This is a genomic window from Pseudomonas sp. 2VD (assembly GCF_005503585.1).
Lineage (GTDB): Bacteria > Pseudomonadota > Gammaproteobacteria > Pseudomonadales > Pseudomonadaceae > Pseudomonas > Pseudomonas aeruginosa.
In genome coordinates this window covers 1-20331 of record NZ_SCND01000016.1, presented here as the reverse complement: position 1 = coordinate 20331, position 20331 = coordinate 1, and the positions used below count along the sequence as shown (strand labels likewise).

Here is a 20331-nt window from a genome sequence, read left to right as displayed (position 1 = left end):
AGGCACATTGTGCCTAATACGCAATAGGCACAATGTGCCGCTTGTCCGAATTCATTCCCCCTAGCGCCACTGGGATAGAGCAGCTAGAAGGACGTCCAGGACCGCATCGCGGGCGCTTGGCTTGAGCTGGCCGTTTCTGAGGACCGGCAGATACGGGCGCGCCGGGATTGTCACCTTACGGCCTCGCCCAGCCTGACCGCCCAACTGCTGGATAGGTGCGTAGCTCAGATTGGAGCCGATCTGCGCCTGGTCACGGTCGGCGCGGGTGGTGATCGAGCGCGCCAGGGCGTTGGTGACCTGGAGAATCGGATGCGCGCCGCGCCCCTTCGCCGCTCGCGCTGCAACGGTAACGGGGCTCAACTGAGGCCATCCCGGCCCCTCGTCCATGAATGCAAACTCCGTCTCGGCCAGCAGCTCGGCAGCAATGCCGCGCATCAGCGGCAGGGTGTCGGTTACCGCCGCGTAGAGCGCCGCCAGGCGCTCCTGGACCTCGCGGTCCACCAGCTCCAGCTCGATGCGATTGGCCATTAGCGAACCCTCCTGTAACGGCCCAGGGCGAGCCCGTCGTCGATGCTTTCCATCGTCACCTCTGTAACCTGGCTGATGTTCTCCATTTGGCCCGGCCCATAGACGCCACCGCGCAGCCGAACCGCCAGGGTAGAGTCGCCATCCTGGACGACATAGACCAGCGACTCGCTGCCACGCTCCCACAGCACCATGGCGGGCTGGGCCAGGCGCTGCGGCAGGTTCGCCAGCTGCTCGCGAGCGACCGGGCTGTTACGGATCACGGTGTCGCTGGCCGATACCACGCCAGCCTGGAGCTGGGCACCCTGGGCAGCCGCGTAGGTGATGTCGGTCGGATCGAGGACGCCGACCGACATCGTCTGTCCCTGGGGCGACGTGGAGCGGTCCACAAACGCCTTCCAGGCGCGCTGGCGTACCGGGTCCAGGAGCACGTCCTGGACCTCGCCGAGGGCGGCAGGCGCTCCCAGGGTGCGCTCGGCCTTGTTGTACAGCACCTGGTCCATCAGGGTGCTCTGTATCGGGCTGCCGTCGAACCCGGCATCGGGGCGAAATTGGATCTTCCGACCGGCCCGGTCGGTCGTCTCCAGGGTGGTTAGGGTCTGTTCCCGAATCTCCCCCGTCCGCTTGTCTACGCCCGTCTCGACGGTCACCTGACCGGTCTTGCCGACGCTGGATTCGACCGTCAGACCACGGCGACGCACAGCGGCCGCCGTCAACGGAACGATTCGGCAACGGCAGTTGTAGCCATTCGGCGGCATGATGTGCTGCCAGATCGGGTCGTCCCAGCGGAACACCTTGCCATGTAGCGCCGCATGACTGGGCCGGGTGACGCTATCCATGACGGCCACATACATCCAGTAAGGATGAGTTTCCTTGGCCTCGTATGCGGCGGCATAGCGCCCAGCCATGTAGGCGGACTGCATGTTGGTCTGATAGATGGTTTCCAGCCGGCGCGGGCTGCCGAGCTGGGCGACCTCGGCCCCGCCGTCCGGCGCAACCACTATCTGACGCCCCCACCAGCCTTTGGCCTCCAGGACCGGCCGCAGGTTGCGCTGGAAGTCGCGCAGCGTTCCGCCACGTTCCAGGTTATCGACCAGGGCGTCGCGGATGTCCTGGAGCACATCCAGGCGTGCCGCCTTGGCCACCGTCAGCGCTCGGGCATGGGTGGCCGCGTCAACATCGTGCCAGTTCCAGGTAATGGCGAACCCCTTGCGCTCCAGGTACTCAATGGCGGCCTCCGGCCGCATGGCGAAGATGGCCCGCAGATCGGCCTCGGTTGGCGTTGCCATCAGTCGATCCGATCCAGCGTGCCGTTGAGCCGGCCCCAGGTGTCGGCCACGAACAGTAACCGATGGAGGGCATCCGCCAGGGCGCTGTCGTCCATATCCGGGAATGCCTCGGCCAGCGCGCCGAGCAGCTCGGCCTCGCTACCTCCGCGGCTGATCACATCCAGGAGCGGTGCGACCAGGCTATCGGCCTGGTTTTGCATGTCCTGGGCCGGCAGGCTGGCTAACACCTGGTCCAGCGCTTCCTGATCGCGGTAGCGTGGTCCGATCACTTGGGCCAGCGCAGCGATGCGAGGACCAGGACGCCGGCTCAGTTGGGCGATGCCTGCGCCGGCCTGATCGACCAGGACTGCCTCGCCTTTGGCCGGCAGCGGGATTCCCAGTTGCTCCTGGACCCAGTTGACCGGCACCTGGACGCCCAGCTTGACCAGGGGCGGTAATGACGTTGCCATGGCGGCCAGGTCGGCCCGGTCCTTGAGGTCGAACACCAGGCGGGGGGCGCGGCGTGCGTCGAGATTGCCGGAGCGGTTGAGGACCAGGAGGGGCCAGAGTAGGTCGCGGCTCAGCGTGGCGGCGAGCTGTCGGGCATCCGCCGCCAGAAGGTCATGGCGCACCTCGTTATGGACCTGCCCCAGGGCATAGGCACCACCGCCCGACTCGCTGGTCTGGCTGGTGAGCGTGCCGCCCAGGATGGCCTTCGACATCGAGTCATCGCACCAGCGCATCATGGCCATGAACGGCTCGGCCGAGCCTTTCGACGCTTCCTGGAAATCGATAGACATACTCTCGGGGATGATGCCCGCTGCGGCATGGCCGAGGCCGGTCACGGCTCGCAGCAGGGTTACCTTCTCTTCGTCGGGCGTGCCGGGCGGGTACTTCCCGAGCCGGATCGGCAGACCGTAGATTTCGAGCATTTCCGCCAGGTCGGCCGTGGAGTAGTGTTTGAACAGGTATGGCCAGGCCACGACCCGGAACAGCCCGCTACGCGCCACGTATCCCGAGCGCGAACGCGGCTTGTGCATGATCCAGCCGAACGGCTGGAGTACCTCGCCCGCGATGCTGTTATCGCGCAGGCGCAGCTCGTCCTGGTCGTCCGGGTTCAGTTGAAACCAGCTCTGTGGCCGGTGGTCGAAGGCCTGCGGCAGCCACTCCCGTCCCTGGAGGGACCAGTCCAGCTCGATAGCGCTATAGCCGTGGCCGACGCCGTCCATGCAATCGAGCATGAGGTCTTCAATGCCTTCCAGGTCGAGCAGCAGCTCGTGGAGATACTCCGCGTCGGCCTTCTCTGCGGCCGAGGCGTTGCGCGGCGGCTCGATGGTCCAGTCCAGGCCGAGGACAGCGCGCTTGCGCTTGCTCATTTCGGCGAACAGGTGGGCGTCGCGTTCCTCCATGTCCATGAACAGCTCGGCCTGAGCCTGGAGGTGCCCCTGCTCGGCCTCGATCAGGATGTGAGCCAGCTTGGCTGGGGTCAGCCCCTTGGCCGGGTGGTTGGCGAACTCTTTGGCCAGACCGGCCAGGTGCGCGGTCTGCTGCTTGCGCAGCTGCTGGGTTCGCAGGGGGTTGCCGTAAATATCCACGATGGCGGCCATCGTTGCGTCTCCTACCAGTCGCCGCCCATGCGGCCACCTACGTCAAATGAATCGTCAAATCCACCAGAACTGGTGGTCCCTTGCCGGCCTACCAGGGCGAACTCCATGGAAGCGAAACCGGTTGTCGCGAGCATCCAGAGCATGTGCAGGGCGTCGGGGCCATCGTCGTGGTCTGCGGCCGGGAAGTGGCGCAGCTGTTGCTCCAGAACGGTCTGGCTTGGATGCAGACGGATTAGGCCGTTGGCCATGTGCGGCTGGAGGCTTTCGATGCGCAGTAGCTTGTCGGCGTGTGGTGTGATCGCTCGGGCAGGTACTGGGCAGCCCGCCTTGGCCGAGCGCTTCACCAGCTCGGTGCGCAGGAACTCCTGGAACTGGACCGCCTCGACGCCCCAGACTAGGCAGCGATAGGCCCGCTGCATGGCGATGATGTCCTCGATAATCTTGTCCGGCAGGCGCTTGCGGATACCGGCCTCGACCACGTCCAGGACGCCTGTTTCCCGATTGAACCCACCCACCAGGATGGCGCTGGGGTCGCGGCTGGAACCTTGCTTGCCAAGGGACGGGTCACACGCGCCGTAGAACATCCATTGCGCCAGGCGGTTGACCCAGAACGTGATGCAGGCGGCGAAGGGGGCGTTTTCGCCCTGGACAGGGTCGTTCTGCTGTTCCGAGTCGAACGCCGAGTGCCCATCGCGGGCACGTTTCACCATGAGTTTGTAGAGGGGCTGCCCATCCGGCCAGCAGATGATCGCGCCGTCCTCCATGGCGGCGGCGCGTTCCTGGTAGAAGGCCAGAGCGGCGGCGCCCTCGTCGTCGGAGTTGAGCAGCAGTTCCTCCCACTTCTCCCACAGGTCCATGCGGTGCGGCCATTCGATGATCGCCTTGAACTTGCGCCGCTTCCACAGCGGGTTTTTCAGCAGGCGCGACAGGACCGAGTCGTAGTGAAGGATGGTGCCGATGATGATGACGTCCATGGTGTCGTCGGCCGAGCCGAGGGACAGAACGGTCTTCTTCAGCCAGTTTTCCAGCTTGTCGCGCTGCTCCGGGCTGCGGACGTTCTCGTCGTTCTCCAGGTCGTCGCCGATCACCAGGTCAGGACGATGCGGGCCGTGTCGAAGGCCGCGCATCCGCTTGCCGGAGCCGAAGACCTGGACCTTGGCATCGTTCGCCGTAACGATGGTGCCGACCTGCCAGACGCGGCCCTTGCCGGCGCCCTGGGGGAAGTCCATGGCCAGGCGCGGGTTGAACTCCAGCTCCGCCTTGATCGCCTCCAACATCGTGGCGGCCTGTTCGAAGGCATCCATGATGATCAGGGGGTAATGCTTGCGGCCGGTGAGTACGCACCAGATCACGAATATCTGGCTCACCAGGGTGGACTTGGCATTACCACGCGGCGCCGCAATGGCTTCGTGCTGGCCGTCCGGGTGGTCCACCAGCTCGGGCAACCGCTTGTAGAGGTAGTCGTGGAGCAGCGCATTACCGCGCTTCACGTAGTGCGGGAAGTAGGTCCGGGCGAAATACTCATAGTCCGCGCTGGCCCGTTCACGCCGGGCGGCGCTGGCCTTCGAGTCGGGGTCGAAACCTGCGACCTCGGCCTCGATCTGGCGACGGAACTCTCCCGCAAGCTGGGCGATGTCCGCCAGGAAGTCCCTGGTGCTACTCTTCATGGCTTCTAACCAACGCTAGGAGCGTCAAGAATGACTGGTCCGAAAGTATTCGGGGTGGAAGAGGTAGAGGCGATAAAAGAGCGCGATACGCTCATTGCCGCCGTACTACGGGGGCTGATCTCGGTCGCAGAAGTCATGTCTGCCAGTGAAGAAGGCAGGAAGGCTTGGGAAGAAAGCCTTGAGCGTAACTTCAGCCGCGTCCCTGACCATGTAGACCCAGAGGTTTTCCACATGGTCAAGAACCGGCTTCTGGGAATACTGCCCGACCCAGAAGACTCTTAAGGTCAACCCTGTTCGTGACGCTCACCACCTTTGCCGTGGTGGGCACTTCTTTCGCCAGAGCATCCAGATAACTGCCGACCAGCTTTCCGAACAGTATCGGCGCGCTGTCCTCGACAACCAGGTGCTTGCATTCGTTCTGCCGCAGCTCCAGCAGACGTACCGTCATATCCGCCAGAACGGCCAGGTTCTCCGGGCTCATCGACATTATCCGATCTCCTTTGCAATGATTTCACCGAACGGCTCCAGCACCTCGGCGAATGCCTGGGCGTGCTGCGGGAACCGCTCACGGATGAAGCTGGCCAGGCGCTGGAGCACTTCCATCGCGGTGGCCAGCGCTGATGTCTCGGGCAGAACGCGCTTGGACGCGCTGACCGTCTTGTTGTAGGCATCGGCCAGGCTGGCCAGCAGCTGCACCTTCACGGCGGGCTTGATGTCCGCGTCTACCTGGATGGCTTCCATCGTGGCCTGGAACTGGGTCACCAGGCCGGCCAGCACCTGGCGCGCCACGTCCTCCAGCCCACCACCGGCCAGCAACTGCGCCGATTGCGCCTTGTCCCAGTCGTCCCCCTCGGCTTCCGCTTGCTGTTTCCAGCGGCGAGCGGTGCCATAGGAGACGCCGAACATGGCGGCCGCGACCTCAAGGGACTGCCGGTCGAGGACGTAGGCGCGGCGCAGGGCGTCGCGGGTTTCCTTCGGGTGCGCCATGGGCTACCTCAGATACCGAGCTTGATACGCGCCGCGAGCAGGCCGCAGGCAACCAGGCCACCCGCCAGCGCGCCGGCCGCCGAGCCGTACAGCACGGCCTTACGCTCGATCTGCGGGAATCGGTCCTCGAAGCGCTCCAGGCGGCCGTCGATGCGTTGCAGCAGTTCGAACTCGGGAGAGGCTTTCTTTTCGGTCATCGGATCAGTCCTTTTGAAGGTGCCGCACGGTGTCCCAGTGCAGTCCGGCGCAGAGGCCGTATTGGTCGTAGAGTTGTTTGAGGGCAATTGCGGTGGCATCGGGGCTGTCATCAGTCACCGCCACCGGGGTCGGGCACGGTTGAGCCAAGGCCGCCGGTAGTGGCCTTGGCGGCACGTTGACGGGCGGTTTCGAGCTGCTGCATGACGCCAGCAGGAAAGCGGCAGGCAGCGCGATCAGCAGCGGTTTCGGCCAGGGCATGGCGAAGCTCCCGAGTAGTTTGTTGGTCGCTGTCGGCCCGCTGGGCCAGGCGCTGGAAAAGAGCCGCGCTGGTGTCCTGGACCGCCTTCAGTTGTGCCGCCGATTGCTCCAGGACGTCGCGGTAGGCGCGGGTCTGTGCGTCGGCGCAGGCGGCGCGCCCATCGGCTAGCCCAGCCTCGCGACCGCCCCACCAGCCGGCCGTCCAGATCATCACCAGGAGCACAAAGACAATCAGGTCGGCGCGCCAGGTCATGGCGATTTCTCGACGCTGAGCTGGACTTGGTAGGACGCAACGGTCTGCATGAAGCCGTAGGCGAACGCCCCGCCCAGGCCATAGGCAAGGCCTGCGGCACCGATTGCCATGAAGGCCAGAATCACGACACGGGCCAGCAGGTCGCGGAGATAGAGGCGTATCCAGAGCCATCGGTTGGCCGGGTCTTCACGGCAGATCGCGAACAGATCGCTGAGGCTGATTCCGCTGGGGCGCTGCATCACAGCACCTCCCGCACGGCCTGGGCGATCTGCTCGGCGCTGTAGGGCTGCTGCCCGTTTTCGTGCCGAATGATCGCGGTCACCAGGGCGGCCAGGGTGTCCTGGTCCATGTGCAGGCCGGCCTGCGGCGGAACCCCCATGGCTCGGGCCACGGCCGTGGCATATGCGCGGGTGTCGTTCTCGTTGGACGGCGCCCAGCGTGCGATCAACGATTCGACGGTGCGCAGGCCGTGGACCTTGCGATAGTTCAGCAGCAGCTTTGCCAGGGCGCGGATTCCGTTATGTGCGGTATCGAAACGGGCGAAACGCGGCTCGACCTTCGGGTTGTGCGGGAGCTGGCCCTGCCAGTTGTTGCGTGCCGACCAGACGATGTTGCCGGGGTTGTTGTTGCGGATGCCGCGAGGTTGAAGGGCCATCAGGTGTTCTCCAGTTTGCGTTTTACCCACTGGGCGAACGCGCCCAGCCATGAATCGCCGTCCCGCTCAAACAGGCGCAGGGCCGCCCCGATCAGCCACCAGGCGGGCAGACCGGCAATCACCAGGAGCGGAGCGGAAACGAACAGCAGGCCGACCGCTGGCTCCAGTTGGTAGAGCCCGGCCACCACCTGGGCGGACTCGAACAGCTCGGGGCGGTTGGAGTGCAGGTAAACCACCAGGATTGGGCCGAAGACGCTGGACGCGACGATGGTGCAGAACAGCCGGGCGAACCCCTCTTTCATGGTCCGGGGCCACAGGACCAGGAAGCCCAGGGCGGCGGCCAGGGCGCCCGCGCTGATGTGGATGCCGAACATTTTCAGCAGCGCGGCGCTGCCGGCCGAGGTGGATGCGGGATCAGGCATTTGGTGCTTCCGTTGCGAGCGCTGCCCGAATTGCGGATAGGTGCGCATTGCCTACCTCCGGGGCGGACTTGGTGTAGTTGGATATGCGGAAATCGGTGTCGGTGACGCGGGGAGCTGGAGGCGGGCCGCGCCGGATCGACTCGGCGCGGTGGTCCATCATCTGGCGATACGCCTTGACCTTCGCGAAGGCGTCCTCGACGTGCGCCCGAACAAGTGGCTGCCAGTTGACCGGGCAGGCTTCCAGCAGAGCGTTACGACGCTCGCGGCTGGGCTCGGCCAGGATGGCGGCGGCGTAGTCGCGGGGGCTGCGTAGAGACGTTGGGGGGCTAGATGTGCTCATGCCGCCATCCTGGCGGTGAGTGCGACGCGGGATTAGCGGAAGGGGTTCAACGGCTGAGACAGGGTCGGCGCGGAGACGCCGGCCGGGGCGTTGCGCCCCGGCTTAGTGGAACAGGGTGGATTGCTGCGGTGCCGGCTCGCTCGGCCGGTTGACAATCTCCCATATCCAGCGGTCGGACAAGTTGTATTGGCGGGCTAGATCGCTGAGCAGGCTACGGGCGGTTTGCCCGTCACGCAAGCCCTGTTCGAAGCGCTCGACGATCTCCAGATCGCGCCACCGTACCAGCGCCTTGTGGCAGCGAGCCACGTAAATTTCTTCGCCCCGATAGTGCGTGTGGAGCTGCTCCTCGATGTCGCTGCCCACCAGCTCGGCCAGCGCAGCCCGGCGCGCTTCGCCCCTCCGCGCCCGGCCCTCGGCTATCCGCCAGGACGTGCCGCCGAGCTGCTCGACTACCACCAGCGTGGCCGGCAGGCCGATGCGTCCGGCCATGTCGCGGACGGTATCCGGCAGCATGTCCTGGACCTCCCGAAGATCCACCTCAGACCTGGCCATGGCGGCTCCTGTCGATGATAAGCGCCTGCATCAGCCGGTAGAGCTGGCTGTCGTCCAGCCACTCGACCCGCTCGACCTGGAACATGCGCCGGGCCATATGGTCGGCGTAGCTCCAGGGGCGATGGGCGCTGGCCAGGAGCGCGGTGATTTTGCGCAGCACGGTTTGCCGGTTTTGCGGCACTTTTGGCGTCGCCCGGCCTTGCCGGTTGCTCTTCGGTTTCCAGCCCAGACGCTGGAGTTCGACCAGTACCTGGTCAATCTGGCGCGGCCCTAAGTCCTTGGCCGAGCGCACGCCCGCGACGCGAGCGAGCAATGCGCGATAGGTGTCATCGTCCATGCCCAGCTGGGCCTTGGCGATGTGGATTTTTGCGAGGTTGACGGCGCGTAGGCTCATCGCTTGGTCCTCCCTGGATGGCTTCTCTTTTGGATCAATTCGGCAAAGCGTGACGCGTCACGTTCTGCAATTTCGGCAACGTTGTGTAGGAGCAAGGTGACCGCCTCGGCCGGCTCGGCGAAGCCACCGGCCGCGCAGATCAGATCGAGTGCATCAGCCGTTCCCTGGTACATGTCCATGTTGAAGCGGCGACCGCCCAGCGCAGCGCGGCGCAGGGCATCGCGCTCGCGCTTCGCTCGTTGGCGTTCCCGCGCCAGGCGGCGCTGGCGGTCTGTCTTGGTTTCGTTCGTCATGGGTGGCTGCTCATCAGTACCGGACCACCACGTCCGGCAGACCGTCCCGGCCAGGCCGGGGCGGTTTCGCTCAGTGGACGGTGCGGTTCTTGGCCGTGGTGTAGTGGATTTCCTGCTGCGGTTCCTCACCGCGAGCGCGCCGTGCCAGGCACTCGTCGCAGGCGCAGGAAACGGCGTTACCAACTCCGTTCTGCTTTGCGAGTTCTCGGCCGAGGGACATGGTCGATTGCATAAGGGCGTAGGCGATCTTCGATGCTTCGGAGTCGTGCAGCGGCGGGCCTTGCATGGAGAAATCTATTCCGCCTTCGGTGTCGCTTAGGGTGATGGTGTATACGGCCATGGCTATGCCTCCTTCTGTGCGGATGCCTGCTTTTCCAGCTGGCGGATGCGGGTGCGAATTTTCTGCTCGACGATCTTCTGGAGGCCGGCGACCGCGAGCGCGGCGCGGCATTGCTCCAGGTCGAAGCCGGCAACGGCGCGGAGTCGGCTATCGACGTCTACGGCGCCGTAGCTCTGTCCGGGGTGATTGAAGGGGTTGGACTGCTGCATTTCACACCCCCAGCGCACGGAAGCCGGGCCGATCCTGCTGGCCCAGGGTCTGGATGTACCGGGCGATGGAGCCCAGGTTTTCGCGGTCGGTGGCGTCGGGGCTCACACCCGGCACGCGCCGGGCGACTTTCTTGCCGACCTGGTGCGGCTCAGCGGTTGCAAAGACCGCCGCCCGCACGCTGGCCAAGTCGCCCACGGCAAGGGCGAAGTAGCCCTCGCCTGGGTGTTCCTCCCGCAGCTCGATCAGGCCGTCGATGCGGCACATGGCGAACGTCTTGGTCATGATCAGAGCCCCTCCAGCAGCCGAATGGCATCGTGCGTGACCTGGGCCGGAGACTTCCGGCGAGCGCGTGGTGTAGCTGGGGCCGGCTCGGCCTGCGGCATGACCAATTGACTGGGGCGTACTATCGTCAACTCGACTTCCGGCACTTCGCCGACGGTGTACTTGAACCCAGCTCCAGAGGCGTAGTCGGCCTGAACCTCTGCGGCTCGACTCATGATGTCTATCAGCTTGAGTGCATCAGCCTGGGGTAACAGGAAGCGCTGATAGTCCAAGGTGACGATGCACAGCTGTTGCGCGCGGTTGCGTGCCATGTCACACGTCCTCCACATAAGCGACCTGGAAAGCGGCGCTGTCGTACTTGGCGAGAAGACGGATGAAGCACTCCAGTGCGTCCCCGCCCTCGGTTTGGTTTGCCGCTTCGGGTACGCCCGGAACCAGGAGCGACACGTTGTCGTAAGCGTGCCGCGAATTGGTCACGAGGATTTCGCGAACGACCTGGTCGTCCCCACGGGCGATCTCGATGGCGCCCTCGGGCACCTGGTCACCGAACTGGATCAGGCCAGAGGCCCAGCAGAAAGCGATGGTGTCGGCCATGTCACTGCACCTCCGCTTCGAAAGGCACGATGGCGAAGTCCTCGATGCCGGTGTTCAGGGTCAGCCCCGGCAGCCCCTGGACGGCCTCGGGTTCGTTAAGGATCGCTTCCTTGTTCACCTCTTCCTTGACGCGGATGAAGCGGATTAGCCCCTTGCTGCGCAGTAGCTCCAAGACCGCATCGGCGCCGCGCACAGTCACGGACGGGGGACGGATGCGCCACTGGACTTCGCCGGTAGTGAGGTTCGCGTACTTGACCTTGTTGTTGTCGGTCAGCTCGGCACGGTTGGCCTCGCACCAGGACTGGACTCCGCCCTGGAGGACCGCCAGGCGCTTCTTCAGGTCTTCGGCCGGCTCCGAATAGCGCTCGGTGATCTGGCCGATTTCATCGTTCATTGCGGTTTCCAGTCGGGCCAGCTCGCGCTGGAGGTCGCCGATGTTCTTGATATCGCTGATGACCTGTTCGCGGGTCTGCGGGACGTAGACGGCGGCAGCGGATTTCAGACGTTTCTTTGGTGCCATGTTGGCGTTCTCCTGTTCAGTGAATTACGGGTTTGCTGCCGGCGAAGTCGCGGTAGCTGATCGGTTCGCTCCAGGCCAGGGTGATGCCCTGGAAGCGGGTGATGTAACGGGTGCTGCCGGCCGAGGCGTCGCGCTGGAAGCCCATCAGATAGCCTTTCTCCAGGAGCTGGCGGGCGTCATCTGCGGCGATGGTCACGCGCCCCTCTGTCGGCTCCAGGCGATGAAGGCGGACCCCCATGCGCTGGAGCAGCCGGGCGGCGTCGTTGAAGGTGCGCAGGCTCTGGGCCAAGTCAGGCGTCAAGACTTTCAAGGGCAATGCGGTTCTCATGGCCTTGTTCCTCTCGTTTCATGGGGGCGGTATGCGGGTTGCGTGGACAGGCGCGGCACGCTTTCCAGCAGCGCATCGCGACGGGGTTGTTCAGCGGCGCCGGCCGCTGGAGGTACTCGCTGCACTCGACCGAGGTCACCGCCTCGCCCAGGGCCGGGCACTCAATGCGGCTCAGCGCGGCCAGGACACGACGCTCGACGCGGATCGTCGAGGGCGACGGGTAGCGGTTGGCGAGGATGGTGCTGACGGTCGAACGGCTCATGCCGATTGCCTCGCCGGCTTTCGTCTGGCTGCTGCGGGCCACCTCGGCGGCGAGCAGCTGGACGAAGACAGGCGGACGCTCGCCCCAGGCCGACAGATCGATTGCGCGTTCCATCAGCACCCCCACTGCCAGGCAATGAGGCGGCGGCCGAGCATCAGGGCATCACCGGCCAGGATCAGCAGCAGGCCGAGGGCCAGGAAGATGCCGATGGGGATCAGTGCTCGGCGCATGGCGGCACCTCCTGGCTCAGCAGTGAGGCCGCCCGGTCCAGGCGCTCCCCCTGAACGCGTTCCTGCATTGCAGCGGTTTGACGCTCAAGGTGATTGATAGCCCCCTGGTGCGCCTCCTGTTTCCAGGGATGGCTATCAGCGATCTTCCTTCCACAAGGATCGCTGCGCACGGAGGCAAGGGCCTGCTCCAGAGGCATTCCCTTGGCCAACCGCATGCGCACGGTGGCGGCGGTGACCTGGCCGAACTGGCTCACCAGCTCCGGCAAGGTGGCTGTTACACCAAACGCGGTGTAGCGGGTGTGTTTTGTCATCGCGGCGCGCCTCGCCGCGACAATCGAGCGCAGACGCCCCTCTGTCATCGGACACTTGCGTCCCTTCTTCTCCTGGTCAGCGCGCAGGCGGTCCCACGACTGACAAGGAGGCACCCAGTCCATTTCTGGCAGGAGTTCCAGGAGTTCCTTGAACTTCCGCGACTGCATACCCAGGGCCTTACTCACGGCCCGACGACTGAACCCACGGCTCGCCATGTCGCGGATGTACTCCTCAATGTTCGTAGTGCCGCGAAAGTGGCTTGTGCTAGCCTTCGCAGCGCTACCGCCTTGCTGTGCATGCATTTGCATGGCTCCTCTCCTTCCGGGTGGTGGTAGGTGTCGAGGGGCGGCCACCCCTCGGCACCGTCTTCATCACGGCTTCAGCCGCCTGATTCGTTGTTTTCTTCGGTATCCGACACGCCAGCCTGGGCAGCGCCCCGCGAACGACTCCGGTTGTGCTGGTACTCGCCGTGCGAACTCCACATGACCTGGTCAAGGTTCGGGTCGTAGACCTGGCGGCGCGTCTCGCGCTGGACGATGGGCGGCCGAGGGCCGGTGTAGCGGCCTGGCTTGAGGGCGTAATGGCGGCCGTTGCGGGTCAGGTATCCGGCGTTTTGGAGGTCGATGAAGTAGCGCTGAACGGTGCTGGGCGACACGGTCGTGCCCGAGGCCGCCACCGATGCGGCGATCTGCTCCGGGGTCGCTGGACCGAGGATTCGCAACGTCCGCCAGACCGCCTCGGTGGTGTATCCCTGCTGGGATGGCTTGCCATCGGCGTTCAGGTTCGGTGCCTCGACGCCGTTGTCGCGGACCAGTTGGAAAACGACCTCTTCGCCGCGCTTGAATCCGCGGATCGCCTCGACGTAGCCGCCCAGGCGCAGGCAGGCGACATACTTCTCGACGGTCTTGTCGTGTTGGTTGGAGCGGCGCGCCACGCGGTAGACGGTGAACTCTTCGCGGTTGGCCCGGATTACTTCCCACATCTGCTGGCGGGGGCTCTTGCCCCCGACCATGCAGAGGTGAGCCGGGTTCTTGCCGAGGCTCATTTCGAAGTCCTCGGGCTCGGGGCCGCACCGGTGTACAGCTCCAGGTTCAGGCGCTGGAGGTCGGCCAGTTCCAGCTCGCGCCGGCCCTGAACGGTGGCGGCCTCGGCCAACTGCTCCAGGTTAACCGCGACGCGACGGACAGAGCCCAGGGACTTCTTCACCAGGTGCGCGAGCAGATCGTCAGCGATAGCCACTCCGGGGCTGTAGACCGGCGCCAGGTTGCGGGCGTCCTCCAGAGACACTGGCTGGGCCGGAACCCAGCTCAGCACGCGGCCATGGAAGCGTTCGAACTTCTTCAGCTTGGTCGGCAGCATTTCCTCGCCGATCAGCAAGATGGAGGCTTGGCTGGACTCGTACAGATCACGAATCAGCTCGACCTGGCCAGCGGCGACCAGGTGGTCCATTTCGTCGATGATCAGCGGGCGGCCGCTGGCGGCCAGTTCCTCGGCGATCTGGTCGGCCATTTCCGGGATGGTCCCGGCCGGCTTGATGCCCATTTCACCCAGGATCGACTTCAGCGTGTGCTTGCGGGTCCAGACGCTTTTGGCCTGGACGTAGTAGGCGCGGCGGCGATTGGCGATCCAGGCGGCCGAAACGGATTTGCCGAAGCCGGACGGGCCGTAGAAGCAGACCAGGCCGGGCAACGTGGAGGTACGCGACAGCGCTTTCTCCAGGGCGATATCGCAAAGGGCGATGTTGGCGATGTCGGCCATGCCATTGGCCAGTTGGGTGGTTTTCGGGGTGGTCATGAATACAGCTCCTTTCATGCTTGCCGCTGCTGGGCGGCGAATTCTTTGGATTTGGGGTAAACCTCGAACCACTGGGCGGCGTCCGGCTCGATGGGCAGGCCGGAGCGTTGCCGCTCGGCCAGCTCGCACCACTGCCGGTAGCGCTGGGCGGGAGCGGTCGGCAGGGTGAAGACCTGGGCGGTGGTGGCTTGGGTGGTGGCTGCGGTCGGGTGCGGTTCATCGATCCGCTCGGCCTGCACTTCAAGGGTCGCGGCGCTGCGCGACCGGAGTTGCTCGGGGGTGATCGTGCCGAGGCCGGGGATGGACAGCGGCGCATCCATTTCCAGGGCATACCCGCCGTCACGCTCGGCGCGAATCTCGTCGAGGTGAGCCAGGGCGCGCTTCTCGCGGGCCTCTGCGCGTTTCTCGCGGGCACGCTCGACATACGAAGCTGGCATGTAGTCGCGGCTGTTGCCGTTCAGCTCTGCGGTGCAGAGGAAGCGGCCCTCGCCGTCGTAGACCCACACCCTGCTGGCGTCGTGGATGTCGTAGCCCACGGCCACCTGGTCGCCGTGGAATTCCTCCAGCTCGCGGGCGAAGTAGCGGTTGCCGATGAACTCCAGTTCGCAGCGGCGGACGGTGCGCAGCACCTGGGGTCGGAACAGCGGCCGGGCCTCGTCGTCGGTGACGCGCATCGGGCTGAAACCCTCCGCTTCGTGCAGCGCCCAGGCTTCGTTGGGGGTCATGTGGCGGCGGCGGCCGGTGTTCGGGTCAACGATGCGCGGCAAGCTGCTGTGCGGCCGGTCGTTGTACTCGGCAATCTGCTGTTCGCAGAACGCGACAAAAGATTCCCAAGACATCAGCGGCATGGTGCCGCCCTTGGCGATGGCCCGGCGCGTCAGCTTGAAGGTGGCCAGCTTGGCCTGGCGGTCCATGTCGGCGCCGATGTAGCCGGGCAGTTCCTTGGCGGCGCGAATCCACAGGCTCTGGTGGACGCGCTCAATCACACCCCGCGCCTGACTGTTGTAGGGCAGGCTGTTCTTCATATCGATGCCCAGGCGGCCCATAAGGCCGACCGCCTCGTCGCGCATCATGTGGTTGACGTAGCCCGAGCCGTTGTCCACGTAGAAGATGGCCGGGACGCCGCCCTTGATGCAGGCGTCACGTAGGGCATCGACCACCACCAGGGCCGACTCGGCCAGGCCGGTGGACCATCCCGGAATTCGACGGGTACGGATGTCGATGATGGTGGTGATTTCCGGCCGGAAGGGCCGGCCGTGCATCGGGTGCTGGACCTCGGCGTCGAACGTGTGGCCGTCGCAGGAATAGACGTCGGTCGGGAGTAGCTTGGTGAAGTCGCGGCGAATGAACGGGCGCAGTGCCTTGATTTCATGCTCACCCATGCGCCCGACCTCGCGGCTGACGTTGCCGACCTTGCGCAGGAACGCATAGACCTGGTCCAGGCTGGGCATTTGCCCCTGCCAGTGCTTCTCCAGCAGTGCATGGGCAGCGCGGGCGCTGCGCTTCTCCGGCCCTTGGTAGATCGTCATGAAGGCAGGCGCCCAGTCGGGAACGCTCATGTCCGGGCGGCGGACCTTCGGCACCAGGGCGCCACGCTCGGCCTGGTCCAGGAAGCGCTCCAGGCTGCGCACGCTCGGCAGGCCATCCGCGCTCGGGCGGCCGCGAGGATCGCGGGCCATCTTGAGCATAGCGAGCAGCTGCGGCTCGACCTGGCCGAGGCGCGCCATGTCCAGCATCAGGGTAATGGAGCGTTTCCGGCTGTAGCCGGTGCGGGCCATCATCAGGTCTAGGGCGTGCAGCACCCCCTGGCGGGCATCGGCGACCAGTTGCTGGCGGTTGGTTTCGACCAGGGCCAGCTGCGTCTCCTGGCGGACCGCCTTGGTGGCCACCTCGCCCAGGGCGGCGTTCAGCAGCGCGGCGCGGGTTTCCTTCGGCAGGGCCGAAACGTGGTACTCATATCCACCACCGCGCCCGGAGTGCTTCTGCTTCTTCCAGCCTTCCCTTTCTGCCAGCTTTCGGACACCTCGATCAGTAGTCGGCAGCCCTGGAAGCCCGGCCAGCTTTGTAGGCATGAACCACTCACTCATGGTCGCCTCCAGTAGTCTCATGGCGGGCGATCAGGGCGTTACCGAGGGCGAGCGCAGCAGTTTCCAGCCATTCGACTGCAATCTGTCTGCTGCCGTTGAAGACTGAAGCGAGGTCGCCATCGACCGAGTTGAAGAACTCGGTGGCATGGCGGAGATCGTCGAGAAGCGGGCGATGTATAGCGTCAAGCTGTGCTTGCCCGAGCGCGATGGATTCAATACTGTCAGCCGTTTTGGAGGGCGCAGGTATGATCAGCGAAGAAGAGTTTCGCGAATTGCAGGAAGAACTGGACGATCTGACAGAGTCGTTCGGCCGGCTTGAGGAAATGAACGAGGCATTATCTGAAGTGGTGTTCGCACTGCTGCAATCCACGTCGATCAGGCCGAGACTTTTTTCCCGACTCATTGATCACACCCTCGACAAATGGCTGATTCTTCGTCGTGACTTGGGTTCTCCCTCCGCAAAGCTCTTGCAGCGCGTGCGAGACGACGTTCTCTCCAAACCGCCTGAGGGGACGCTGGATTTTCCTTCAGCCAGGCCGCGACCTCTGCTGCGAGCGGTTCCCGCGCCACGTCGGAAAGATTCGGCTCACGGGCCGGACGGTTCTGGAGGAGACGTTCAACGTGAGCCTCGGCCTGGCGATACTCCTCAGCCTGCACCAGGGCCAACTCCTCACGAACCCAGCGACGAACAACGTCCCGAATTGGACGAGTAATAAGCTTGATCATCAGATACCTCCCATAAGTCGCTTGAGTTCACGTGCCTGCCGGCTCGCTTCCTCGCGGGTCCGCTCAAGGCGGCCCAGTTCGGCGAGCAGTGCATCGCGGCCGTAAGCCACGCGGCCGCCACGCACATCGACCAGCCAGTTGGTCAGCAGATGGCTCGCGCAGACGTCCTCTAGGAGGGCGGCTCGGTAGAAAGGCAAGTTGTGATCAGCTCGGGCGGGACTCGACCAGGCGTCGAGCATGTTCTTGCTCACGTCATCGCCGGACAGGCGCGACATGCGGGCGGCGACCTCGTAACGGTCAAGGTCGCAAGCCTTCAGAATTTCACTGACCAGTTCGCTGACCTGGGCGGCGTAGTTGCACTCACCAGGTATAGCGCGGGCCGGCTGCGGAACATCGAAGATGTCCAGCGTTCGATCGTCTTTGCGGCGGGCCATGTTCAAGCCCTCGCTTCGTCTTTACGCTGCGCTATAGGAGCGTATCTGGTATTTTTTGCATAACTTTCATAAGTCAGCAGCGTCTCTGAGCGATTCGGACGCTGCCGCTTCGGGTTGTCCTCGTCAATCCAGCGTTCGGGCCAGAGCTTCACAGGGCTCAGGTCCAGCGCGGCGGCGAGTGCACGCTCTACGCGGGGATAGGGAATCTCTTTCGCGACGCGAACTGCCCTGGAGCTAACACCCAGTTGGCGGGCTATTGCCGCGGTGGAAGAACCACGGATGCGCAGCTGGTACTTGATCCACTCCCAGCGCATCACCGGGTCTTTCGGGATGGTGGCTATGTTCATCTCAATCATTCCATCTTGGCGGGTGGAAGGCTGTTATCTAACTGCCTGTTGGGGATAAACATAACACATCTGATTGGCTGATCAAGACGGAACAGTAAAGTTCCGCCTTTTGATTTACACATCAATCAAATGGAATCGGCTTTTTTATCGTGAAATCAGACACTTACGGAAAGGCGGAACAAGATCAATCAGATAAGTCAGCTGTTCCGACTTTCACGCAGGAGGTCGGAACGCGCATCGCGGAGGTGGCTAGGCTGCTTGGTAGCCGGCGAGCATTGGCGAAGCAGGTCGGCATCCACGAGACCCAGCTTTACAGATATATCAAGGGGATCAACGCCGCCGCTCCTGAACTCCTTTCGGCCATAGCCAAGGCTGGTCGTGTGAGTCTGGATTGGCTTATCAATGGGGAAGAGGTGGCTGCGAAGCCTGTCGAAGGCGCGAAGAGCATTGAGGGCGAGTATGTATACATACCCCTCTATGACGGCCAGGTGAGCGCAGGGCACGGTTCCTGGACCGACGGCGCCACCGTGCTTGTGAATCTGGCATTCACCCGGTACAGCCTGCGAAAAAAGGGCTTGGACCCCTCCAGTATCTCAGCGATCCGCATTGGCGGTGACTCTATGGAGCCTCTGCTGTGCGATGGCGATACAGTGCTTGTGGATCACACCAAGTCAACGGTCCAAGACGCGGCAGTCTACGTCGTTCGCCTGGATGACCATCTCTATGCAAAGCGCCTGCAAAGGCGCTTTGACGGGTCGGTGTCGATCATCAGCGAAAACAAGGCCTATACCGAAATGATTGTCCCAAAGGCAAAGCTGTCGGACCTGGAGATCATCGGAAGGGTTGTATGGGCTAGCCGCTGGATGGTTTAGCGCTCATTCTGTGCCAATTAACGATCAATATTTTGCAGTCCTTGCTCAATCCTGATCGATATTTTCCAAACGCCCTCACACTGCCTGTCTGGCTGGAGTCCTAGTGCTATAGGGGCTCTAGCCTATCCCGCCCTCTTTTGGCATGTGTCAAAACAGTCACCTCCCCACAATAAACGGCGGATAATGCCGTTGGCACCTGTTCCGGACCGATGAAAGAAGCTGCACTTTCACGCGCCGATCCAGGCGTAGGGCGAATAACCGCTGCGCGGTTATCCGCCGGTGCGCGATCGATAGCCTGGCTGGGCTCAGGGTGCGAAGTAGCGGGAGATCTGCGAATAGACGCCGCTGAAATCGGAGAAGTAGTCATTGCGCTGTGAGGTGGGCGCGCCGCAGTACGAGGGGCCGCCGTACAGGCCACCGCGCAGTTGGTAGGAGCCGTCGCCGGCGACGGTCAGCAGGCCCGAGCCGGACGAGCCGCCTTCGACCACCGCCGACGGCCAGTCGACGCGGGTCAGGGCGGTATGCCCGTCGTAGGTGACGCCCACTGCCGAGACGTTGCCCTGCGAGTACTTCTTGGCGTCGCCGCGCGGATGGTGGATGTCATGGCCGAGCGAGCCGTTGGCGATCGGCGTGGCGCTCCAGCCCTGGTAGAACACGCCGGCCGGCGGAGTACGCTTGAGTTCCAGCAGCAGGGTGTCGCGCTTCGCGTCGCGGTGCAGGATATTCGCCCCGCCGGTCAGCACGGTGACGCTCTGGTTGATGGTCGAGGCGTCGCCGTAGCACTGGGTGGTGTTGTAGAACCAGATGGTCTGCAGCGTCGCGGCGGTGGCCTGGTCCTCGATGCAGTGCGCGGCCGACCAGAACAGCTGGCGCTTGGGCGAGTTGCCGTTGTTCAGCAGGGTGCCGGTGCAGATGTAGCTGCCGCCGTCCGCCGAGCTGGTGAAGACCATCTTCGCCACCGCGGCGGTGGCGTTGTCGTAGGCCCGCGTGCCGCTCTGGGTCGCGCAGACCGCATCCACCTCGCAGCTGCCGCTGGCGCCGAAGCCGTCGCGGTAGCCGGCCTTGTACAGGGAGTCGGCGAAATACGATACCTGGGGTACCGACAGGCGCAGGTCGCCCGGTTGCAGGTTGGCCGGCAGCACCAGTTCGACGGTCAGGGTATCGCCCTCGATGACCGGGCTCCAGTAGGGACGGTTGAGCGAGAGGTCCTTGCCGCTGGCCTCGAAGATTTCCTTGCCGGCGCCGGCGAAGTGCAGCAGCACGTCGTCGGGCAGCGAGCCGCTGCGGGTTTCCAGGCGAATCGCGGCGCGCAGGCTGGCGGCCCCCGCGGCGCTGATCGGGAAGCGCGCGGTGTGGCGCCCGTCCGGGGTGTCGATCCATTCGAGGGTTGCCAGGTCGATTTCCGGAGTCGCCGTCTTCAGGCCCACGCCTACTTGCAGCGGCGTACCCGGTTTCGGCGCCAGCGGCGCGGCGCGGGCCACGCGGCGGGCGGGGGGCGCGGCGAAGTGAATGCCGGCCGCCGAGGTCGCCGCGTTGGGGTTGGCGAAGCGGGCGTGGCCGGTGCTCGCCGGAGA

General features: G+C 64.5%; 32 protein-coding genes and 1 other RNA gene. 1 reads left to right on the top strand and 32 read right to left on the bottom strand.

The window, feature by feature from the left end; genetic code table 11:
- Positions 1–60 precede the first annotated feature (60 nt).
- The 31 genes from FFS27_RS03305 to FFS27_RS03150 all read right to left on the bottom strand — a co-directional run bounded on the left by FFS27_RS03305 (position 61) and on the right by FFS27_RS03150 (position 17885).
- The gene (locus tag FFS27_RS03305; protein ID WP_023109250.1) at positions 61–528 is read right to left on the bottom strand and encodes a phage virion morphogenesis protein; all 468 of its coding nucleotides are present in this window, start codon (positions 526–528) and stop codon (positions 61–63) included.
- A complete protein-coding gene (locus FFS27_RS03300; protein ID WP_023109251.1) occupies positions 528–1814 on the bottom strand; it encodes a phage head morphogenesis protein in 1287 nt (428 codons plus the stop codon). Before FFS27_RS03300 ends, FFS27_RS03305 begins: the two co-directional genes overlap by 1 nt.
- Positions 1814–3400, bottom strand: coding sequence for a DUF935 domain-containing protein (locus FFS27_RS03295; protein ID WP_023109252.1), 1587 nt, complete (start codon positions 3398–3400; stop codon positions 1814–1816). Before FFS27_RS03295 ends, FFS27_RS03300 begins: the two co-directional genes overlap by 1 nt.
- Positions 3401–3411: 11 nt before the next feature.
- On the bottom strand, positions 3412–5067 hold the full coding sequence (gene terL / locus FFS27_RS03290) for a phage terminase large subunit (protein ID WP_023109253.1): 1656 nt from the start codon (positions 5065–5067) through the stop codon (positions 3412–3414).
- A gap of 235 nt (positions 5068–5302) precedes the next feature.
- Positions 5303–5554, bottom strand: coding sequence for a hypothetical protein (locus tag FFS27_RS03285; protein ID WP_016068582.1), 252 nt, complete (start codon positions 5552–5554; stop codon positions 5303–5305).
- The gene (locus tag FFS27_RS03280; RefSeq protein WP_023109254.1) at positions 5554–6054 is read right to left on the bottom strand and encodes a DUF1804 family protein; all 501 of its coding nucleotides are present in this window, start codon (positions 6052–6054) and stop codon (positions 5554–5556) included. The genes FFS27_RS03285 and FFS27_RS03280 overlap by 1 nt, the downstream gene beginning before the upstream one ends.
- A gap of 8 nt (positions 6055–6062) precedes the next feature.
- Positions 6063–6251: a hypothetical protein gene (locus FFS27_RS03275; protein ID WP_003094538.1), complete on the bottom strand. Its 189-nt coding sequence runs from the start codon at positions 6249–6251 to the stop codon at positions 6063–6065.
- A 110-nt stretch (positions 6252–6361) separates the two neighbouring features.
- The gene (locus FFS27_RS03270; protein WP_034001933.1) at positions 6362–6763 is read right to left on the bottom strand and encodes a hypothetical protein; all 402 of its coding nucleotides are present in this window, start codon (positions 6761–6763) and stop codon (positions 6362–6364) included.
- Positions 6760–7002, bottom strand: a complete 243-nt coding sequence (locus FFS27_RS03265) for a hypothetical protein (protein WP_015987659.1) — start codon at positions 7000–7002, stop codon at positions 6760–6762. Before FFS27_RS03265 ends, FFS27_RS03270 begins: the two co-directional genes overlap by 4 nt.
- Positions 7002–7418 (bottom strand): structural protein, encoded by a 417-nt coding sequence (locus FFS27_RS03260; protein ID WP_003137286.1) that lies wholly within the window; start codon positions 7416–7418, stop codon positions 7002–7004. Before FFS27_RS03260 ends, FFS27_RS03265 begins: the two co-directional genes overlap by 1 nt.
- A complete protein-coding gene (locus tag FFS27_RS03255) occupies positions 7418–7888 on the bottom strand; it encodes a hypothetical protein (RefSeq protein WP_010791912.1) in 471 nt (156 codons plus the stop codon). Before FFS27_RS03255 ends, FFS27_RS03260 begins: the two co-directional genes overlap by 1 nt.
- A complete protein-coding gene (locus tag FFS27_RS03250; protein WP_016068581.1) occupies positions 7833–8180 on the bottom strand; it encodes a hypothetical protein in 348 nt (115 codons plus the stop codon). Before FFS27_RS03250 ends, FFS27_RS03255 begins: the two co-directional genes overlap by 56 nt.
- A gap of 102 nt (positions 8181–8282) precedes the next feature.
- Entirely contained in the window at positions 8283–8732 is a 450-nt protein-coding gene (locus tag FFS27_RS03245) for a Mor transcription activator family protein (protein WP_015649664.1), read from the bottom strand.
- On the bottom strand, positions 8719–9126 hold the full coding sequence (locus FFS27_RS03240) for a gp16 family protein (RefSeq protein WP_015972859.1): 408 nt from the start codon (positions 9124–9126) through the stop codon (positions 8719–8721). The genes FFS27_RS03245 and FFS27_RS03240 overlap by 14 nt, the downstream gene beginning before the upstream one ends.
- Positions 9123–9419, bottom strand: coding sequence for a hypothetical protein (locus FFS27_RS03235; protein WP_003099427.1), 297 nt, complete (start codon positions 9417–9419; stop codon positions 9123–9125). The genes FFS27_RS03240 and FFS27_RS03235 overlap by 4 nt, the downstream gene beginning before the upstream one ends.
- Positions 9420–9491, bottom strand: an RNA gene (locus FFS27_RS03230) — hammerhead ribozyme type II.
- Entirely contained in the window at positions 9490–9759 is a 270-nt protein-coding gene (locus FFS27_RS03225; protein ID WP_015972857.1) for a hypothetical protein, read from the bottom strand. Before FFS27_RS03225 ends, FFS27_RS03230 begins: the two co-directional genes overlap by 2 nt.
- Positions 9760–9761: 2 nt before the next feature.
- Positions 9762–9968, bottom strand: a complete 207-nt coding sequence (locus FFS27_RS03220; protein ID WP_034023515.1) for a hypothetical protein — start codon at positions 9966–9968, stop codon at positions 9762–9764.
- A gap of 1 nt (position 9969) precedes the next feature.
- The gene (locus tag FFS27_RS03215; protein WP_003094504.1) at positions 9970–10251 is read right to left on the bottom strand and encodes a hypothetical protein; all 282 of its coding nucleotides are present in this window, start codon (positions 10249–10251) and stop codon (positions 9970–9972) included.
- Between the two features lie 2 nt (positions 10252–10253).
- A complete protein-coding gene (locus tag FFS27_RS03210) occupies positions 10254–10562 on the bottom strand; it encodes a hypothetical protein (protein WP_003094501.1) in 309 nt (102 codons plus the stop codon).
- Between the two features lies 1 nt (position 10563).
- Positions 10564–10845: a hypothetical protein gene (locus FFS27_RS03205; protein ID WP_003094490.1), complete on the bottom strand. Its 282-nt coding sequence runs from the start codon at positions 10843–10845 to the stop codon at positions 10564–10566.
- A gap of 1 nt (position 10846) precedes the next feature.
- Entirely contained in the window at positions 10847–11365 is a 519-nt protein-coding gene (locus tag FFS27_RS03200; protein ID WP_023102201.1) for a host-nuclease inhibitor Gam family protein, read from the bottom strand.
- Between the two features lie 16 nt (positions 11366–11381).
- Entirely contained in the window at positions 11382–11693 is a 312-nt protein-coding gene (locus FFS27_RS03195) for a hypothetical protein (protein ID WP_023105785.1), read from the bottom strand.
- Complete coding sequence (locus FFS27_RS03190; protein WP_003099415.1) at positions 11656–12069, bottom strand: hypothetical protein; 414 nt, start codon at positions 12067–12069, stop codon at positions 11656–11658. Before FFS27_RS03190 ends, FFS27_RS03195 begins: the two co-directional genes overlap by 38 nt.
- Positions 12070–12169: 100 nt before the next feature.
- Entirely contained in the window at positions 12170–12805 is a 636-nt protein-coding gene (locus tag FFS27_RS03185; protein WP_015972850.1) for a hypothetical protein, read from the bottom strand.
- A gap of 71 nt (positions 12806–12876) precedes the next feature.
- Positions 12877–13542 carry a hypothetical protein gene (locus FFS27_RS03180; RefSeq protein WP_034023510.1) on the bottom strand — a complete coding sequence of 222 codons (666 nt, stop codon included), beginning with the start codon at positions 13540–13542 and terminating at the stop codon, positions 12877–12879.
- Complete coding sequence (locus FFS27_RS03175) at positions 13539–14291, bottom strand: AAA family ATPase (protein ID WP_034023508.1); 753 nt, start codon at positions 14289–14291, stop codon at positions 13539–13541. The genes FFS27_RS03180 and FFS27_RS03175 overlap by 4 nt, the downstream gene beginning before the upstream one ends.
- Before the next feature lie 14 nt (positions 14292–14305).
- Positions 14306–16378 carry a DNA-binding protein gene (locus FFS27_RS03170; RefSeq protein WP_015972847.1) on the bottom strand — a complete coding sequence of 691 codons (2073 nt, stop codon included), beginning with the start codon at positions 16376–16378 and terminating at the stop codon, positions 14306–14308.
- Positions 16371–16781 (bottom strand): hypothetical protein, encoded by a 411-nt coding sequence (locus FFS27_RS03165; RefSeq protein WP_015972846.1) that lies wholly within the window; start codon positions 16779–16781, stop codon positions 16371–16373. Before FFS27_RS03165 ends, FFS27_RS03170 begins: the two co-directional genes overlap by 8 nt.
- Positions 16782–17103: 322 nt before the next feature.
- Complete coding sequence (locus tag FFS27_RS03155; protein WP_015972844.1) at positions 17104–17538, bottom strand: hypothetical protein; 435 nt, start codon at positions 17536–17538, stop codon at positions 17104–17106.
- Between the two features lie 2 nt (positions 17539–17540).
- Complete coding sequence (locus FFS27_RS03150) at positions 17541–17885, bottom strand: helix-turn-helix domain-containing protein (protein WP_015972843.1); 345 nt, start codon at positions 17883–17885, stop codon at positions 17541–17543.
- Between the two features lie 149 nt (positions 17886–18034).
- On the opposite strand from FFS27_RS03150, the gene FFS27_RS03145 reads away from it, so the two are divergent.
- The gene (locus FFS27_RS03145; RefSeq protein WP_079390347.1) at positions 18035–18757 is read left to right on the top strand and encodes an XRE family transcriptional regulator; all 723 of its coding nucleotides are present in this window, start codon (positions 18035–18037) and stop codon (positions 18755–18757) included.
- A gap of 305 nt (positions 18758–19062) precedes the next feature.
- Here FFS27_RS03145 and piv read toward each other — a convergent pair.
- The coding region (gene piv / locus FFS27_RS03140) for a protease IV (RefSeq protein ID WP_137951934.1) at positions 19063–20331 on the bottom strand (1269 nt) is incomplete at its 5' end.

Excerpts from the sequence above, each read along its gene's own strand:
- FFS27_RS03305 (WP_023109250.1), bottom strand. The coding sequence starts at position 528 with ATGGCCAATCGCATCGAGCTGGAGCTGGTGGACCGCGAGGTCCAGGAG.
- FFS27_RS03300 (WP_023109251.1), bottom strand. The coding sequence starts at position 1,814 with ATGGCAACGCCAACCGAGGCCGATCTGCGGGCCATCTTCGCCATGCGG.
- FFS27_RS03295 (WP_023109252.1), bottom strand. The coding sequence starts at position 3,400 with ATGGCCGCCATCGTGGATATTTACGGCAACCCCCTGCGAACCCAGCAG.
- terL (WP_023109253.1), bottom strand. The coding sequence starts at position 5,067 with ATGAAGAGTAGCACCAGGGACTTCCTGGCGGACATCGCCCAGCTTGCG.
- FFS27_RS03285 (WP_016068582.1), bottom strand. The coding sequence starts at position 5,554 with ATGTCGATGAGCCCGGAGAACCTGGCCGTTCTGGCGGATATGACGGTA.
- FFS27_RS03280 (WP_023109254.1), bottom strand. The coding sequence starts at position 6,054 with ATGGCGCACCCGAAGGAAACCCGCGACGCCCTGCGCCGCGCCTACGTC.
- FFS27_RS03275 (WP_003094538.1), bottom strand. The coding sequence starts at position 6,251 with ATGACCGAAAAGAAAGCCTCTCCCGAGTTCGAACTGCTGCAACGCATC.
- FFS27_RS03270 (WP_034001933.1), bottom strand. The coding sequence starts at position 6,763 with ATGACCTGGCGCGCCGACCTGATTGTCTTTGTGCTCCTGGTGATGATC.
- FFS27_RS03265 (WP_015987659.1), bottom strand. The coding sequence starts at position 7,002 with ATGCAGCGCCCCAGCGGAATCAGCCTCAGCGATCTGTTCGCGATCTGC.
- FFS27_RS03260 (WP_003137286.1), bottom strand. The coding sequence starts at position 7,418 with ATGGCCCTTCAACCTCGCGGCATCCGCAACAACAACCCCGGCAACATC.
- FFS27_RS03255 (WP_010791912.1), bottom strand. The coding sequence starts at position 7,888 with ATGCGCACCTATCCGCAATTCGGGCAGCGCTCGCAACGGAAGCACCAA.
- FFS27_RS03250 (WP_016068581.1), bottom strand. The coding sequence starts at position 8,180 with ATGAGCACATCTAGCCCCCCAACGTCTCTACGCAGCCCCCGCGACTAC.
- FFS27_RS03245 (WP_015649664.1), bottom strand. The coding sequence starts at position 8,732 with ATGGCCAGGTCTGAGGTGGATCTTCGGGAGGTCCAGGACATGCTGCCG.
- FFS27_RS03240 (WP_015972859.1), bottom strand. The coding sequence starts at position 9,126 with ATGAGCCTACGCGCCGTCAACCTCGCAAAAATCCACATCGCCAAGGCC.
- FFS27_RS03235 (WP_003099427.1), bottom strand. The coding sequence starts at position 9,419 with ATGACGAACGAAACCAAGACAGACCGCCAGCGCCGCCTGGCGCGGGAA.
- FFS27_RS03225 (WP_015972857.1), bottom strand. The coding sequence starts at position 9,759 with ATGGCCGTATACACCATCACCCTAAGCGACACCGAAGGCGGAATAGAT.
- FFS27_RS03220 (WP_034023515.1), bottom strand. The coding sequence starts at position 9,968 with ATGCAGCAGTCCAACCCCTTCAATCACCCCGGACAGAGCTACGGCGCC.
- FFS27_RS03215 (WP_003094504.1), bottom strand. The coding sequence starts at position 10,251 with ATGACCAAGACGTTCGCCATGTGCCGCATCGACGGCCTGATCGAGCTG.
- FFS27_RS03210 (WP_003094501.1), bottom strand. The coding sequence starts at position 10,562 with ATGGCACGCAACCGCGCGCAACAGCTGTGCATCGTCACCTTGGACTAT.
- FFS27_RS03205 (WP_003094490.1), bottom strand. The coding sequence starts at position 10,845 with ATGGCCGACACCATCGCTTTCTGCTGGGCCTCTGGCCTGATCCAGTTC.
- FFS27_RS03200 (WP_023102201.1), bottom strand. The coding sequence starts at position 11,365 with ATGGCACCAAAGAAACGTCTGAAATCCGCTGCCGCCGTCTACGTCCCG.
- FFS27_RS03195 (WP_023105785.1), bottom strand. The coding sequence starts at position 11,693 with ATGAGAACCGCATTGCCCTTGAAAGTCTTGACGCCTGACTTGGCCCAG.
- FFS27_RS03190 (WP_003099415.1), bottom strand. The coding sequence starts at position 12,069 with ATGGAACGCGCAATCGATCTGTCGGCCTGGGGCGAGCGTCCGCCTGTC.
- FFS27_RS03185 (WP_015972850.1), bottom strand. The coding sequence starts at position 12,805 with ATGCAAATGCATGCACAGCAAGGCGGTAGCGCTGCGAAGGCTAGCACA.
- FFS27_RS03180 (WP_034023510.1), bottom strand. The coding sequence starts at position 13,542 with ATGAGCCTCGGCAAGAACCCGGCTCACCTCTGCATGGTCGGGGGCAAG.
- FFS27_RS03175 (WP_034023508.1), bottom strand. The coding sequence starts at position 14,291 with ATGACCACCCCGAAAACCACCCAACTGGCCAATGGCATGGCCGACATC.
- FFS27_RS03170 (WP_015972847.1), bottom strand. The coding sequence starts at position 16,378 with ATGAGTGAGTGGTTCATGCCTACAAAGCTGGCCGGGCTTCCAGGGCTG.
- FFS27_RS03165 (WP_015972846.1), bottom strand. The coding sequence starts at position 16,781 with ATGAGTCGGGAAAAAAGTCTCGGCCTGATCGACGTGGATTGCAGCAGT.
- FFS27_RS03155 (WP_015972844.1), bottom strand. The coding sequence starts at position 17,538 with ATGGCCCGCCGCAAAGACGATCGAACGCTGGACATCTTCGATGTTCCG.
- FFS27_RS03150 (WP_015972843.1), bottom strand. The coding sequence starts at position 17,885 with ATGAACATAGCCACCATCCCGAAAGACCCGGTGATGCGCTGGGAGTGG.